Annotated in this window: 12 protein-coding genes and 1 pseudogene; 1 reads left to right on the top strand and 12 read right to left on the bottom strand. The window is 60.0% G+C overall.

What is annotated here, in order from left to right; translation table 11 throughout:
• Window positions 1-5: 5 nt before the first annotated feature.
• From ABRP86_RS02050 to ABRP86_RS02000, 11 genes are all read right to left on the bottom strand, one after another.
• Window positions 6-2,822 carry a DEAD/DEAH box helicase gene (locus ABRP86_RS02050; protein ID WP_349862234.1) on the bottom strand — a complete coding sequence of 939 codons (2,817 nt, stop codon included), beginning with the start codon at window positions 2,820-2,822 and terminating at the stop codon, window positions 6-8.
• Window positions 2,823-2,843: 21 nt separating this feature from the next.
• Window positions 2,844-3,953 carry a twin-arginine translocase subunit TatC gene (tatC, locus tag ABRP86_RS02045; RefSeq protein WP_232208515.1) on the bottom strand — a complete coding sequence of 370 codons (1,110 nt, stop codon included), beginning with the start codon at window positions 3,951-3,953 and terminating at the stop codon, window positions 2,844-2,846.
• A gap of 127 nt (window positions 3,954-4,080) precedes the next feature.
• A complete protein-coding gene (tatA, locus tag ABRP86_RS02040; RefSeq protein ID WP_023022332.1) occupies window positions 4,081-4,350 on the bottom strand; it encodes a Sec-independent protein translocase subunit TatA in 270 nt (89 codons plus the stop codon).
• A 114-nt stretch (window positions 4,351-4,464) separates the two neighbouring features.
• Complete coding sequence (locus ABRP86_RS02035; RefSeq protein ID WP_239268111.1) at window positions 4,465-5,418, bottom strand: helix-turn-helix transcriptional regulator; 954 nt, start codon at window positions 5,416-5,418, stop codon at window positions 4,465-4,467.
• A 4-nt stretch (window positions 5,419-5,422) separates the two neighbouring features.
• Window positions 5,423-6,409, bottom strand: coding sequence for a helix-turn-helix transcriptional regulator (locus tag ABRP86_RS02030; protein ID WP_239268113.1), 987 nt, complete (start codon window positions 6,407-6,409; stop codon window positions 5,423-5,425).
• 35 nt (window positions 6,410-6,444) lie between these two features.
• Window positions 6,445-7,824 carry a Pup--protein ligase gene (gene pafA / locus ABRP86_RS02025; protein ID WP_349862280.1) on the bottom strand — a complete coding sequence of 460 codons (1,380 nt, stop codon included), beginning with the start codon at window positions 7,822-7,824 and terminating at the stop codon, window positions 6,445-6,447.
• Window positions 7,825-7,862: 38 nt separating this feature from the next.
• Window positions 7,863-8,054 (bottom strand): ubiquitin-like protein Pup, encoded by a 192-nt coding sequence (locus ABRP86_RS02020; RefSeq protein WP_005279201.1) that lies wholly within the window; start codon window positions 8,052-8,054, stop codon window positions 7,863-7,865.
• A 31-nt stretch (window positions 8,055-8,085) separates the two neighbouring features.
• On the bottom strand, window positions 8,086-9,630 hold the full coding sequence (dop, locus tag ABRP86_RS02015; protein ID WP_239268116.1) for a depupylase/deamidase Dop: 1,545 nt from the start codon (window positions 9,628-9,630) through the stop codon (window positions 8,086-8,088).
• Complete coding sequence (gene arc, locus ABRP86_RS02010; protein WP_349862230.1) at window positions 9,615-11,195, bottom strand: proteasome ATPase; 1,581 nt, start codon at window positions 11,193-11,195, stop codon at window positions 9,615-9,617. The genes dop and arc overlap by 16 nt, the downstream gene beginning before the upstream one ends.
• Before the next feature lie 82 nt (window positions 11,196-11,277).
• Window positions 11,278-12,114 (bottom strand): tRNA (adenine-N1)-methyltransferase, encoded by an 837-nt coding sequence (locus tag ABRP86_RS02005; RefSeq protein ID WP_239268120.1) that lies wholly within the window; start codon window positions 12,112-12,114, stop codon window positions 11,278-11,280.
• A 28-nt stretch (window positions 12,115-12,142) separates the two neighbouring features.
• Window positions 12,143-13,396 carry a M18 family aminopeptidase gene (locus tag ABRP86_RS02000; protein WP_239268122.1) on the bottom strand — a complete coding sequence of 418 codons (1,254 nt, stop codon included), beginning with the start codon at window positions 13,394-13,396 and terminating at the stop codon, window positions 12,143-12,145.
• A gap of 46 nt (window positions 13,397-13,442) precedes the next feature.
• On the opposite strand from ABRP86_RS02000, the gene ABRP86_RS01995 reads away from it, so the two are divergent.
• Entirely contained in the window at window positions 13,443-14,270 is an 828-nt protein-coding gene (locus ABRP86_RS01995; RefSeq protein ID WP_023022351.1) for a RecB family exonuclease, read from the top strand.
• Window positions 14,271-14,276: 6 nt separating this feature from the next.
• Here ABRP86_RS01995 and ABRP86_RS01990 read toward each other — a convergent pair.
• Window positions 14,277-15,945, bottom strand: a pseudogene (locus tag ABRP86_RS01990) (formate--tetrahydrofolate ligase).
• Between the last annotated feature and the right edge of the window lie 104 nt (window positions 15,946-16,049).

Genomic DNA, 16,049 nt, shown 5'->3' with positions numbered 1-16,049 from the left:
CTAGCTTAAGCCCCGATCGCGACGACCCCGCGCTGGATGGCATCGATTGCGCGGCGCGCGTTGCGCTGAATCTGGCCATCGTAGCCAGTCTTGGCGATTTGCTGCAGGAGGTCCACAACTTGGCGGCACCACCGCACGAAGTCACCGGGGGTAAGCTCCGCGCCCGCCTCATTGGCCGCCGCCATGCAATAGCCCAACGGCGCACCCGCTGACCATTGGTGAATGGCCAGCGCAAAACCGGCTTCCGGCTCGCGCGTTGGGGGCAGGCGGTGGCGCCGCTCATCCGCGCTGAGTTCGGTATAGATACGCCACGTCGCATTCATGGCATCGGCCATGCGATCCGTTGCGGCCTCCGGCTGGCCCCCAGTGGCCTTCCTATTTTCAAAGCAGCACAGAGATGCAACGCCGGCCAACTCCGCCGGATCCAGCTCATCCCAAATTCCTCGTTTCAGGCATTGGGCAACGAGCAGATCGGATTCGCTATGAATCTTGGCTAGGCGTTCGCCTTCCTCAGTGATGACCGGCGTGCGATCGCTGCCGGCACCAGAGAACTCGACATAGTCCATCTCCGCGAGAAGATCCACGATGCGTTCAAAGGTGCGGCCCAAAGTATCGGTTGCCTTATTCACCTTGGTCTGCAGCTTTTCGAGGTCGCGCTCGCGGCGCGCCAACTTCTGTGCCACGCCGGCCAGTTGCTCCCTGTCGGTGGCGGGCCAGTCGTGCGCAGGGTGCTCGCGAATGGCATCGCGCAACTCGCCTACCCGCTTATTTGGTCGCAGGCGCGGCTTCGACTTCATCCGCTTCGGGCGGTCAAACTTTTCGCGGTGGAAGACGTCCTGGATGTACTTGGTATTGCGCCGCGGGTTCTTCCGCACCGGCTTCGGGATCTTAATCCGCCCCAGTTGAATCGGCGGATTGCTAATCCCGGTGGCATCGATGCGCCCTGACCAGCCAGATTCCGTGGTCACCCACGGGCGTGGATCCGCGGTCTGGTTGGCCGGGGTGACCACCGCGGCAAGAGTGGGCCGCTTCTTTCCGGCAATCGCGATGACATCGCCCAATTGCAGGCGCGCTAGCACCGCGACTACTTCCTGGGTGCGTTGGTGTTCCTTATCAACCTTGGATTGCTGTTCTTCCACCGTCAGCTCGCGGCGCAGCCGGATATAATCCATGAGCACCTCGGCGGGATCCTCGCCGTCCTTGGCTGGTGGTGCGAGGGCATCTACGGCATCGTCAAGCTGCTCGCGCAATTCGCGCACGCGATGCTCTGCGCGCTCTAATTCGCGGGTTTCTTCGACCACGGAACCATCGGCTTGGAACTGCGCAAAGGACTTTTCTAGGAGCCGCAGCGAGTCCTCAAAGCCGAGCATGCCCAGCAGGTTGATGGCCATGTTATAGCCTGGCGCAAACGTAGAAATCAGCGGATACGTGCGCGTCGATGCCAAACCCGCGACAAATCGCGGATCCATCGCCGGGGCCCACTGCACGACCGCATTGCCCAGGGTATCGATTCCGCGCCGGCCCGCGCGCCCAGTCAGCTGCGTGTATTGGCCCGGCGTGAGATCCACGTGCGCTTCGCCATTGAACTTAATCAACTTCTCGAGCACAACCGTGCGCGCTGGCATATTAATGCCCAAGGCAAGGGTTTCGGTAGCAAATACCGCGCGTACCAAACCGCGGACGAAGAGATCTTCTACGATGTGGCGAAAAGCCGGCAACATTCCTGCGTGGTGGGCGGCAAAACCGCGCGAGAGCGCTTCGCGCCACCGCCGGAAATCCAAGACCTGCAGGTCTTCTTCCGGAATGCCCTCGACGCCGGCATCGACGATGGCCTTGATCTCTTCTGCCTCTTCCTGCGTCGTCAGCACCATCCTGCTGCGCAGGCATTGATAGAGCGCGCCATCGCAACCGGCGCGGGAAAAGATGAAGGTAATCGCGGGCAGCATATCTTGCGATTGCAGCACCTTTAGCACCTCTGGGCGCCCTAAGGGGCGGTAGCGATCTTGCGGACGGGAGGAACCGGAACGCCCGCTCGCTTTACCATGAAATTCGCTGCGCCCGCCGCCCTTGTGGCGCGCCCTCGCACGGAACCCCTTGCCGGATTTATAGTCCGCGCGCCCATCGTCGCTATCGCCTGCCTCCAAGCGCTGAATGCGGCGCTCTAGTTCGGAATTGACCTGGCCGCCGGATTCCGGCTCAAAGAGCGGGTAAATCTTGCGGCCCAACATCATCCATTGATCGAGCGGGACCGGCCGGTGTTCAGTCACGATGACAGAGGTATCGCCGCGGACCGTGGCGAGCCATTCACCGAATTCCTCGGAATTGGACACAGTGGCAGACAGCCCAATGATGGATACGTGGTCCGGCAAATTCAGGATGACTTCTTCCCAGACCGCGCCGCGGGAGGCATCTGCAAGGAAGTGGATTTCATCCATGACCACGTGTGTAAGCCTATCCAGCGCCGGAGAATCCGCGTAGATCATATTGCGCAGCACCTCGGTGGTCATCACCACGATTTCGGCATCGGCGTTGATGGAGACATCGCCAGTAAGCAGACCCACGGCATCCTCGCCGTGCTCAGCAACGAGGTCGTGGTATTTCTGGTTGCTCAGCGCCTTAATCGGGGTGGTATAAAAGCACTTCGTGCCGCGGCTTAAAGCCAAAGACACGGCGAACTCGCCAACGACGGTTTTACCTGCGCCAGTAGGGGCGCAGACGAGCACCCCTTGGCCATTTTCTACCGCCTCACACCCCTGCACCTGGAACTCATCCAAGGGGTATGGGAGGCCGGCAGCGAAGGTATCCAGGTGAGTTTCAGTCATATCTCACAAGGCTACCCGTGCTTAAAGCACATCGTCGAAAAAGCCGCCTTCATCGGTAGGCCGTGGCGGCCCCTTGCGATCCCCAGCCTGCTGCGAAGTGCTATCCGCCGCCCGCTTTTCCGCGCGGACAGTCTGCGATGACGCGCTAGGTGCCGTGGGCTTTGGGGAGGCATACACGCCCGATGGGGCATCGACAGGCGCGGGTCCACCCACGCCCGTGGGGCCCTCATCAAGCGCGGACGCGGATTCATCATCAAGATCCATCCACTCAGGGCGCTGCCGGTTCTGGCGTTTATCGTGAATGCGGCAGAACTGGAAGGCAATCTCGATAAGCAGCAAGAGGCAGGCGGATAAGACCAGCATGCTAAACGGTTCTTGGCCTGGCGTCACCAAAGCAGCGAAGATCATAACCACGACGATGATAATGCGGCGCTTGTCCTTGACGTGGTTGTATTCCAAGATACCAATGAGATTGAGCGAGACCACCAAAAGTGGAACCTCGAAGCTGATGCCGAAGATGAGCAACATCGCCAAAAGATAATAAAAATATCGCTCACCGGTTAATGCTGCGGTTTGATACTCAGCGCCGATACCAATGAGGAATTCCAAGCCCACGGACAAGATGAAGTAGGCCAAGACGGCGCCCGCCAGGAAGAGTGAGACGGCCACAACGACGAAGCTCAAGGTATAGCGGCGCTCGTTCTTATGCAGGCCTGGGACGATGAATGCCCACACCTGGTAGAGCCAGACAGGGGACGAAATCACCGTACCGGCCAAAGCACCGACCTTCAGACGCAAAATGAGCATCTCGAAGGGGCTGGTGGCAAGCAAGCGGCATTCGCCATCGTTATTGAAATTGGCCCGCTTATCTTCCGGCAATGAGCAATAAGGCTCGCGCAGAATTTCTCCCAGCGGCGGAATCCGGAAGGGCGCCTGCTGGTACCAAATGAAACCGATGATCGCACCGATAACCAAGGCCAACAAGGAAATAATGATCCTTCGCCGCAGCTCTTGCAGGTGCTGCACTAAGGTCATCTCGCCCGTTGGATTCTTGGGCTTGCGTGAAAAACCTCGCCGCTTGCGGCGCACGCGGGATCCTTGTTCACCGACAGGGTGGGACTGTGAGGACATCAATTTGGCTCTTTCAACGCACAAGAGCGAACACTACCCTGCTCACTCGGTATCTGGATGCCGCGCGCCGGCACGGCTGGCGAGTACATAAGCAAAGCGTGTTCGCGTTTCTAGCAGGCAGAAGGCGTTAATTCTGAGAAGAAGTGTTTCCCTGCTGGTGGCCAGGTTGCATATCTGGGCGGTTCCAGAACTCCTCATCGGACTGCTGGCGCTTCTGGCTCAATTGAGCTTGAGCCTCAGAGCGCTTGGTGTCCTCCGATTGCATTTCATTGACCTCAGATTTGAAAATGCGCATCGAGCGGCCCATGGAACGAGCAAGATCGGGCAGTTTCTTCGCGCCAAATAGCAAGATGATGACGAGAACAATCAGGCCGATTTCCAATGGTCCTAAGGTCATAAGATCCTCTTTCGGTTCTTCTTTGCCTGCGCCAGATGGCCGCCGCGCTCTCTCCCTTCGCGGGGAGAATTCGCGAGGCAATTTTAAGACGCATGTGCGTGCAGTAACTGAATTTTAAGTATAGCCCTTCAACGCGGCATTTCCGCGTTCCGCAATGAGATTCACAATAGATTGAGGGGCTATAACGCGTAACCTATCGGCCTGCCCGAGGGCGAAACGAACCAGCCAATCCACCGATCCTACCTGCATCGTTGCAGCTACAGTGCCGTTTTTTAGGCGTTTGCTTAGTTGCATATCGTAGTATTCTGCAAGCCAAGTGAATTCTTCATGAATGATTAATTCCACGGAATCCGCCGTACCTAAATTAAAGGGTGCTGCAGCGTCGAAATCCAGCTCCTTGAGGCGCGGATGAGCAGTTTCCTCGGTCAACTCGGCATGCTTGATGCGGTCGATGCGGAAGGTCCTATGCCCCTGCTTATCTTCTTCCCATGCCGCGAGATAAGGCTCGGCATCCACGATGAAGATCCGGGCCGGATCAACTAGGCGCTCGGTTTCCTTATTAGATGAAGCACTCCAATAGCGCATCCGGATGCGCCGTTTTTCATTGAGCCCGCGGTTTAAGGTTGCCTGGATATCGGATTCTTGCGGGTCCACCGTCGATAACGTGTCATAGATACTCAGCGTGCGCTCATCCATAATGGAGCGCAATTTCTCCGCGGCCGACTTAATCGCCCTGGCATCCAGCAGCCCGGGCATGGCCTCGAGGGATTCTAGGGTAAGCAAGAGGGCGCCTGCCTCGGTTGGGGTAAGCCGCAATGCTTGTCCCAGACCTTGGTCATTGTAGATGGTGACACCATCGCGGTAGCTGAAAGAGAGATCGATGAGCTCTTCGGTATTGCGGCCAGTCCCAGAGCAAAATAGCCGGTCCACGGCATCTTTTAGCTCTCCTGGGTCCATCCCCAAATCCGCGGCCGCCTCCATCGGGGTTTTATCCGGATGGTTTTGAAAATACGGGATGAGGTTGAGCGACCGGACGAGCGCTTGCAGTTTATGAGATCCATCGGCCATAGGTTTACTCAGCTCCATTGTGGTTGGCGGCTGCGCGCAATAGATTAATGATGTCATTGCGCACCTCGGGGGGATCGAGCACTTTTACTTCTGGGGCATAGCCCGCTGCGCTGCGCACCAACCAATCCTTCTGGACCCCGGTAAGCACTACGGTGCCATCGGCGGTGCGCGTGCCCACGCTTTCTAGCTCTTGGGCTTGACCCTCTGGAATATACAGGGTCGCATCCACCTTTTCGCCGCGTTGTAGCGCCTCTTTGACGAGCTTGTCGATGTCCACCGTCGGCTCGATGTGCTCAGCCGGCTGGTGGGACCGCTTGATATCGGAAAGCCTTAAGGCCCGGAAGACGCGCGGGGCTGCGCGGTCAACATCGAAGCCAACAATATAAATGCGACTTTGGTGGTTGACCACTCCCCAGGGATCCATGGTCCGGCGCACTGTCTCAGCCGCCGGATGGGGGCGGTAGGAAAAGGTGATGCGCACTTTATTTCGCACGGCGGCGAGGACGAAGGTGATGACTTCGGGGGCGAGCCGGGTGATGTCATTGACCGCGGTATATACGGGGGCACCCTCCAGGTTGCGGGAGGCCCCCGAAGCGGCAATCTTGGTCCACCCGGACAGGGAGAAATCGCTCAATCCACCAGGGGTTCCCACTCCCCCTGCGATGCCAAGCACCATCGCTTCTTCCGGTGAAAATTCCACCGGCGGGAGCTGGTAATTGCTTTGGTCGAGGCGGTACGAGACACCGTCTTCCCCACCGGTGTGCACGATGGGGACTCCGGCGCGTTGCAAGGTGGCGATATCGCGGCCCAGTGCCTTGGTGAAAGCCTCGTCGGACTTATCGCTATAACCTGCGACGTGGCTGCGGATCCAGGCCGCGGAGCGGTCAGGTGAACCACCCGAATTCGCCGCTCCTTGCAGCGCAAAGGATAGGTTGGTGAGCCTTTCTACCGCCGCATCCTGCCGGCTCGGCGTGGATCGTGATGCCACCACGTTGTCTACTCTCCCCAGTGCTCAATGTGCACGCCCTAGGCGTGATTATCGTGCATATAGTCTAGCAATGCCTCAACGCGCGGATCGGTGGACGCGAAGGGATCCAGCAGTTCCTCGGTGCGCGGTTCTGGGCGGTTAACCTTCAGCCGCGTCCAATCCACGGTCACGTGCGCGCCGCATTCTTCGGCCGCAGCTAGGAACTTTCCGCGCAAAGCCGCGCGCGTAGTCGGCGGCGCGGCCGATACCGCGCGCTCGATGGACTCATCATCAATCCAGCGCTCGATCATCCCACGGCGCAGCAGCACGTCATATAAGCCTCTCCCAGGCCGGATATCGTGATAGGTCATATCGACCTGCGTCAGCTTCGGATGCGCCCAGTCACCGCCCGAGCGGGAGCGGTAGCGCTCGAGCAGCTCGAGCTTGATCACCCAATCAATCTCGCGGTTCACTCCGGAAAAGTTTCCGGTCTCGATGGCGCGCAGGATGCGCTCCCACAGGTCAACGACGCGCTCTAATTCCGCCGTGGGCGTGCCGGCGTCTTCGCGGTGAGCGAGCCAATCGCGCGCCCGCGCGCAAAGCTGCTGCTGGACCTCCAAGGCGGTAATGGTTCCCCCGCTAACAAGCGGCAGCGGCGTAGAGCCGGTCACATCGCGTGCGATGGAGCGGATGTGGTGGATTGGATCTGCGATCTCGAGTTCGGGCAGCTCGAAGCCCGCCTCCAGCATCTCTAACATGAGCAGGGTGGAGCCGACCTTCAATGCGATGGTGGGCTCTGCCATATTGGAATCGCCCACGATGATGTGCATGCGGCGGAAGCGCTTGGAATCCCCATGCGGCTCATCGCGGGTATTGATAATGGGCCGGGAGCGGGTGGTCGCGGACGATACGCCCTCCCATACCTGATCGGCGCGCTGGGATAAGAGGAATTGCGCGGGTTGGTCGCCCTTGGCAGGCTGCACCATTCCCGCCCCGCAGATAAGTTGGCGGGTAATCAAGAACGGCAAGAGCGCTACGCCCAGGTCTTTGAGCACCATGTGCCTGCTAATGAGGTAATTCTCGTGGCAGCCAAAGGAGTGCCCGGCGGAATCGACGTTATTTTTAAAAAGGTAGACCGCGCGCTCGTTTCCTTCTTCGGCCAAAGCGTCTTCCGCCTGCAGGACCAGGCGGTTCATCACGCGGTCACCGGCGCATTCATGGGCGATGAGCTGGCTGAGGCTATCGCACTCGGCGGTGGCTACCTCAGGGTGCGAGCCGACGTCGAGGTACAGGCGGCTGGCATTGGTGGCAAAGATATTGGACGAGGCGTATTTTTCCACGATCGGCCGGAAGAGCACGCGCGCAACCTCATCGGGGCTTAATGCCCGCTGGCTCTTCGGCGTCGCCGTGGACAGGCCGTACTCGGTTTCGATGCCCATGATCCGCCGAGCAAAAACGGGACGGGTGGATTCCACGCCTACTGTCCGCCCTTTTGGACGTACGAGCGGACGAATTCTTCCGCGTTATTTTCTAGCAGGCCATCGATCTCATCCAAGAGATCATCGGTGCCGGAGGTGTTGATATTGAGCTGGGTAGCGGTAAATTCTTCCTCTGACTCGGGGCCATTTCCCCCATTATTGCTACTGACCTGGCGATTCGAAGTGGACACGGTGTCATCCTTTCCTCATATTAGGTGATCATTACTTACGATACTCGGGCTGGATGCCGATGGCAGCAAGCCCTTCAAGTAACTCCTCTACGCTGCTGGCGCCCTCGATGATGCCTTCGCAGTCCGCACGGGTGAGGCCACGGGTATCATCCATGGCCACGGTAGCCCAGACGCCATTGCGGGAGCGCCCGTCCGTAGCACCACGGCGCAGGGTGAGGCTTTGCCAACTGGCGGCGATGATATCTTCGCCGAATTTCTGCGTTATGCGCCCGCGGAAATATGCACGGGTGTCGGTAGGCGGCTCGGCCGCGGCCCGTCGCAGGTCCTCGGCGCTAAAGAGCTGGCGCATCTGGCCCTTGCGCACCAGCGCATAGTGCAGCGACTTCGCCGGATCGATTTCGGCATATTGCAGGTCGATAAGGCGCAGCTTGGGGTCATCTGGGGCGATGCCGCGGTCGAGGTAGCTCTTGATCAACCGGTACTTGGCCACCCAATCTAGGAGGTGGGAGGCCTTGAGGGGGTCATCGGCAAGTAGCCCTACCGCCTCGTTCCAGGCCGCCAGCACCTTGTGGTCGGCGGAAGTCTCCGGCTGCAGGCGGCGGCGGTATTCGGCGAGCAGCTCGAGGGCGGTGAGCTCGCGGCCATCGGCAAGCGTGAGCCGGTGGCGCAATTCGAGGTCGCGGCTTACCAGGGGCACCTCCGCGACGGCATCGGCAAGGCGCAAATCGCTAAAGTCCGTGCCGGCCTCAATGGCATCGAGCACCAGCGAGGTCATGCCCAATTTCAGCAGCGTCGAGGTCTGCGACATATTCGCATCGCCGATAATGACGTGCAGGCGGCCGAAGTCATCGTGGATGGCATGGGGCTCGTCGCGGGTATTGATAATGCCGCGGTTGAGGGTGGTTTCCAGGGAAATTTCCTGCTCGATATAGTCCGCGCGCTGGGAAATCTGGAACCCCGGTTCCTCCCCAAACTCCCCGCGGCCCATGCGCCCAGCACCGATGACGACCTGCCGGGCAACGAAGAAGGGAATCAGCGCCTGGGCCATGACCGAAAAATCGGTGCTCCGTGCGTACTGATAATTTTCATGCGAACCGTAGCTGGCACCCTTGCCATCGACATTGTTTTTATAAAACCGCAGCGGCGGGCACGGTTGACGATCCACGAGGACGGACTTTCCCTGCTCCGTCAGCTCCGCGACGGCATCCCTGGCCTGCAGCAGCGTGTGATCGCCGGCGGCGTCATAGAGCGTCGCGTCCCAAGCATTTGTGCATTCCGGCGCCGAGTACTCGGGGTGGGCATGGTCCACATAGAACCGCGCCCCGCTCGGGGTGACAACATTGGCCACACCAACCGCATTGGGGTCTACCACGGGAACCGTATCGTAGCGCTTGAGGTCAAAACCGCGGGAATCTCGCAAGGGATGTTCTTCCGCAAAATCCCAGCGCGAACGCGCGCCCGTGTACAGCGCTGCATAGGCCACCACCGCGTGGGTCGAGGTGATGATTGGGGATTCCTCCGGCGAATCCGGCGTAGAAATGCCGTATTCCGTTTCCGTTCCTAGCACGCGGGCCACGTACAGCTCCTTCCGCTTAAAAGTTCCACACTGGTCACACGCGATCCGCCGTGATCCGCGGAAACAATCTTGCTCCATTCCTCGGGGTTGGTTGAGGTGGGCATGTATTCCGATTCCGCCTGCTCGGCGGCGATGGCGGCACGCAGGTGCTGCTTGCCGATGCCCCCTTTAACGCCCCCATCGCCTTCCTCCGCGGCGCGCTGCGCACCGTGGTCCGATAAAGCCTCCTTGATGGCTAGCTTCTTAGCCCGGGCCAAGATATTGGCAATCATCGCGCCAGAGACGAAATCGCGGTAGTGCAGGACCTGGCGCTGCCCATTGCTAAAGTGCAGCTGGGCAAAAGGCCTATCGCTATAGAGCTCATCTACGGCATCGCCGATGAGCTCGTCAATATCGCCCTCGTGTGGAATGGATGGATCGAAGTGGCGGGCGAAAATCTCGCGCGCGCCGCGCTTGGTAGGCCGATTGATGCGCACCTTCATATCCAGCCGGCCCGGGCGCATGATGGCGGGGTCAATGAGCTCTTCCCGGTTGGTGGCGCCGATGATGACCACATTGCTGAGGCCCTCCACGCCATCGAGTTCCGTCAGCAGCTGGGGAACGACGGTGGTTTCCATATCGGATGAGACCCCAGATCCACGGGTGCGGAAAATGGATTCCATCTCATCAAAGAAGATGACCACGGGGCGATCCGCGCTGGCCTGGGCGAGCTCGCGGGCGCGCTCAAAAATTAGCCGGATGCGGCGCTCGGTTTCGCCGACGTACTTATTCAGCAGCTCTGGGCCCTTAACATTGAGGAAGTAGGTGGATCCGTCTCCCCCCATTTGGGTAGACAGGGAATTAGCCACGGCCTTAGCAATGAGCGTCTTTCCGCAGCCGGGTGGGCCATAAAGCAATACGCCCTTGGGCGGTTGCAGGCCATATTGCCGGTAGAGCTCGGGATGGATAAAGGGCAGCTCGACGGAATCGCGGATCTGCGAAATCTGCTCATCCAATCCGCCGATGTCCTCGTAGCGCACATCGGGCACTTCTTCCAGCGAGAGCTGGGATACCTCTGCTTGATCCACCTTTTCCACGGCCACGGAAGCCTTGGTATCTAACAGCACCACCTCGCCCGCGCGTACGCTTTCTTGCAGCGCCTGTGCGAGCAGGACGACGCGGTTATCCCCCGCGGAATTAGCCACGACGGCCCGGCGCTGGTCCAAGCGCTCGACCACGGTGGCAAGCTCGCCGGTGCTCGTAGGAGCGCAGCCTTCGACGACCACGAAGCCATCGCCCAACCGGACCTGTTGGCCCACCTGCAGGCTGCCCGGCTCCACGTTGGGGGAGACCTTGAGCTGCATGACGCGGCCGTTGGTATAGACCTCCGCGGTGGTGCCTACCTCGCTTTGGTGCGGGGAGTAGGCCAAAAAGACGCCATAGGTAGAGGCTGGCTCTGCAAGCGCATTGACCTCAGCAAATAACTGCTCGAGCTCGGCGCGCGATTTCTGTAGTAGCTCCACCAGCTTTTGATTGCGCGCAGCAAGCTGGCTGAGTTGCCGCTTATTATCCGTGGCTTCATCCATGCACACCACTTTAACGCGCGACAAGGTATGAGCGAGGCCACTTTAGTATTTAATTACACCCGTGTACTTAAAATTGTGCACCTTATTTGCGGGCGCGGCGCTGGGGGCGCGGCGGGGTGACGCCATCGGCAAGCCGCCTGGTCCAAATTAGGAATGCGGTGTGCGCATTCATGCGGTGCTCCGGGCGGGTGGCTAGGCCTTCTACCTTCCACTCGCGCACGAGGGATTCCCACGCCTTCGGTTCGGTAAAGCATTGTAGCTCGCGGATGCCCTCCATGACCTTCATCAGCTGCGGGACCGTTGCCACATAGGTCATGAACACGCCGCCAGGGATCAGCAGATCGCGCACGGTCTCCAGGTTCTCCCAAGGCTCCAGCATGTCCAAGATGATGCGGTCGACGGGGCCACCGAGGTCCTCAGCGGTGACATCACCGAGATCGCCTAGGCGCGGCGACCACCACTCGGGGCGAGCGCCAAAGTATTCCTCGACGTTATCGACCGCGTACTCCAGGTGATCATCGCGGATTTCATAGGAATAGACGTGGCCTTCGGGGCCCACGGCGCGCAGGAGGGACATCGACAAGGCGCCGGAGCCCGCACCGGCCTCAAGCACGCGGGCGCCCATGAAGATATCGCCCTCGACCAAGATTTGTGCGGCGTCCTTGGGGTAAATGACGGCGGCACCGCGCGGCATCGATAAGACGTGATCCACCATGAGGTGGCGGAAGAGCAGGAAGGACGAGCCCAAGGTGGACTCGATGACGGAACCTTCATCCATCCCCATGATGTCATCGTGGTTGATTATGCCTTTATGGGAATGGAACTGGCCTCCTTCTTTCAAAATGACCGTGTAGTGGCGACGCTTAGCGTCCGTCAGCTGCACGCGGTCGCCATAGGAAAAGGGGCCAGAATAAGCCATGCCGCAAAACTCCTCGAGGTTGTGGGTACTAACCCTTCAAGTATGCCTCAAGAGCCCGCGAGAGCCATATTTGGTCCTGCTCGCCCACCATCTCGCGCGCGGAGTGCATCGACAGCATCGGCACGCCCACATCGACGGTGTCGATACCCAGCCGCGTTGCGGTAATCGGGCCGATGGTCGAGCCGCACGGCACATCGTTATTGCCCACGAAACGCTGCACCGGAACCCCACCCTTGGCACACGCGGTCTCCCACAGAGCAATCGTCTGTGCATCTGAGGCGTAGCGCTGGTTGCCGTTGATCTTGGTCACTGGGCCCTGCCCAATGATCGGCTGGTGGGTGGGGTCGTGCTTATCCGCGTAATTGGGGTGCACCGAGTGCGCGGCATCGGCAGACACGCAGCTGGAGCGAGCGAACATCTGGAATCGCTCTTCCTCATTAGCCCCCAGCGCGCGGGCGGTGCGGGTTAGCACGTCCTGCAGGATCGGTCCGGCGGCACCATAGCGGGAACTCGAGCCCACTTCCTCGTGGTCAAAGGCCATCATGACCAAAATATCGGAGCCGTCATAGTCCTGCGCAGCGCTTTGCATGGCCTCCAGCGAGGCGTGCACCGAAGATAGGTTATCCATGCGGCCAGCCGCGATAAACTTTTCGCCCGCGCCAAAGACGGCACCCCGGGCGGCATCGGCGGTAATCAGGTTGAAGGAAGCAATATCCTGCTTGGCGATGCCCGCCTGCTCCCCCACCACCTGCAGGATCGACGCCTCTTCATCGCCGACCGTCAGCACCGGCTGCATGTGCTTTTGGCGGTCCGGCTTGAACTCATCCTTGCGGTACAAGTGAATGGCCAGCGAAGGAAGGCGCAGGACTGGACCCGTATTCACGAGGTGCTGGCGCCCATCCGTGGTCACCACCTGGCCGGCGACGGTAAGTTCACGATCAAACCACGTGTGCAGCAAGGCACCGCCGTAGATTTCCACCGCGACCTGTTGCCAACCTACAGCCGAAAAATCGGGCGTGGGCTTGAGCGCCAGCCCCGGCGAATCAGTATGCGAGCCAACGATGCGGAAACCGGAGTTCTTATCGGCGCCTTCCGGCACGTACCACGCGGCAACCGCACCGCCGCGGACCATGACGTGCCCGCCTGGTGCGGCCGACCAGTCCTCGCGCTCATCCTGAACCTGGAAGCCAGATTCTTGCAGCTGGCGCGCTACCTCATGCGCGGCGTGGTACGACGACGGCGAGGCCGCCAAGAAATCAAGGAACTTATCGGTATAACTCATGCCTTCTAGCTTGCCACGAAACGATCAGCGATAGGCTAGATACACCATGGCTACTACATCAACTCCCCGCCCCCGTCCCCTTGCCCTGTCGCCCTCGCGCGCCTCCGACTACCAGCAGTGCCCGCTGCTCTACCGTTTCCGGGCCATCGACAAGATTCCCGAGCCCAAGACCATCGCCCAAGTTAAGGGAACCCTGGTCCACGCGGTCCTAGAAGAAACGCATAAGCTCCCGCGTGAAGAGCGCACCTACCCAGCAGCGGTAAAGATGATCAAACCGAGCTGGGCCGCGATGACAGAAGAGGACGCTGAACTGCTCGAGCTCGTGCCCGAAGAAGAAACGTATGACTTCTTCGTCGCCGCCCGCGAGCTGCTCAAGGGCTATTTTCAGATGGAAAACCCGCAGGGCTTCGACTGCCAAGAAACCGAGATGTATGTCAATACAGTCTTGCCCAATGGCGTGCCCGTGCGCGGGTTTATTGACCGCGTGGACCGCGCCCCCACCGGCGAGGTGCGCGTCGTGGATTATAAGACGGGAAAGAAACCAGCACCCCGGTTTTCCCAGAGCGCCCAATTCCAGATGCGCTTTTACGCCCTGGTGTACTGGCGCCTGCTGGGCATCATCCCCCACCAACTGCGGCTGATGTATCTCAAGGTGCTGGACTCGATGTTTTTAGCTCCTACCCAGGAAGAACTCGAATACTTCGAGCGCGATCTAGGCCAACTGTGGGCCAAGATTGAGGCCGATGGGCGCGCCGGGGACTTTCGCCCGAAACGCTCCAAGCTCTGTAATTGGTGCGCGCATCAGGCGATCTGCCCCGAATTTGGCGGCACGCCGCCGGAGTACCCGGGGTGGCCGGGCTCCGCGGCGGATTAGCTCCTTTTAGAACAGTCCGGATACCGTGCCATCGGCGGCGACGTCGATATTATTGGCCGCCGGCTTCTTAGGCAGGCCCGGCATGGTCATCACGTTGCCGGTCAGCACCACAATGAACCCGGAACCGGTGCGCGGCAGCAGCTCGCGCACGTGCAGCGTGTGTCCTTCCGGGGCACCCAATGCCGTTGCTTCATCGGAGAAGGAATACTGCGTCTTGGAAATGACTACGGGCAGTTTATCCCAGCCATTGTCCTTGATGTACTGCAAGTCTTTCACGGCCTTGGAGCCGTATTCCACGCGGTCCGCGCGGTAGATCTCGCGGGCGATGGTCTCGATGGAGGCCTCGATGCCTTCTTCTGGATCGTAGAGTTGCTGCGCGCCGCCCTCGAGGTTCTCCAACAGGGCCTCGGCCAGCTTCGTTGCTCCCGCGCCGCCTTCAGCCCAGACATTGGCCTCTTCTAGGGCCACGCCGAAGTCCTTAGCCCAATCGCGCATGAACTGGCGCTCCGCCTCGGTATCGGACCAGAAGAGGTTCAGCGCGACGACGGGCTTGATCCCAAACTTGCGCAGGTTTTCTACGTGGCGCTCAAGATTGACGATGCCCTTCTGCAGCGCCTCGAGGTTTTCCTCGGTGAGCTTATCCTTGGCAGCGCCCCCCGTTGTACTTCTGCGAGCGAATCGTCGCCACAACCACCGCGCCGGCCACGTCCAGGTCACCAAACCGGGACTTGATATCCATAAACTTCTCGCCGCCAAGATCTGCGCCGAAGCCGGCTTCAGACAGCACGATATCGCCGAACTGCAGCGCGGTCTGCGTCGCCAGCAAGGAGTTGCAGCCGTGCGCGATATTGGCGAAAGGACCACCGTGCACGAGTGCGGGAACCCCGCCGAGGGTTTGAACGAGGTTTGGGTTCAAAGCATCGCGCATCAGCGCGGTCAGCGCGCCTTCCGCATCGAGCTCGCGCGCGGTCACTGGGCGTTGGTCATAGGTAAAGCCGACGGTGATATCGCCTAGGCGCTGCTTGAGGTCTTCGAGGCTCGTCGCCAAGCACAAAATGGCCATGATTTCGGAGGCGGCCGTAATGGTAAAGCCAGTTTCTGCCGGTACGCCGTGCGCAGAGCCGCCGAGCCCGGTGACCACATTGCGCAGTGCGCGGTCGTTCACGTCGACGCAGCGCTGCCAAGTGACGCGGCGCGGGTCGATGCCCAGCTGATTGCCCTGGTGGATGTGATTGTCGATGATGGCCGCCAGCGTATTCGTTGCCGCGGCAATGGCGTGGAAGTCACCGGTGAAGTGCAGGTTGATATCCTCCATCGGCACAATCTGGGCGTAACCGCCACCCGCGGCGCCGCCCTTGATGCCCATGACCGGGCCCTGGGATGGCTCGCGCAGGGCCACGATAGCCTTCTTCCCGATCTGATCCAGCGCATCGGTCAAGCCGATAAGCACCGTGGATTTACCTTCGCCAGCAGGTGTTGGGGAGACTCCTGTCACCAGCACGAGCTTGCCGCGCTTGTCTTTGGCGTAGTCCACCTTGGTGATATCCACCTTGGCTTTCGTGGAACCAAAGGGAATTACTGCATCTTCGGGGATGCCTGCTTTGGCTGCGATCTCCCCAATCGGCTGCAGGTTATGGGCTTGTGCGATTTCAACATCGGATGGCTGCGTAGTCATGGCACCTACCCTACCGATTTCTGGCATAAGCCAAGTCGCATGGGGGTATGAAGTGTGAGACGGAACATTTCTTATGGTGGAGCTTCCACATAAAAGTGGCGCCC

It is taken from the genome of Corynebacterium sp. KPL3927 (assembly GCF_040225835.1).
Classification (GTDB): Bacteria; Actinomycetota; Actinomycetes; order Mycobacteriales; family Mycobacteriaceae; genus Corynebacterium.
The sequence above is the reverse complement of the archived record's forward strand: the minus strand, read 5'-3'. Positions and strand labels throughout refer to the sequence as shown.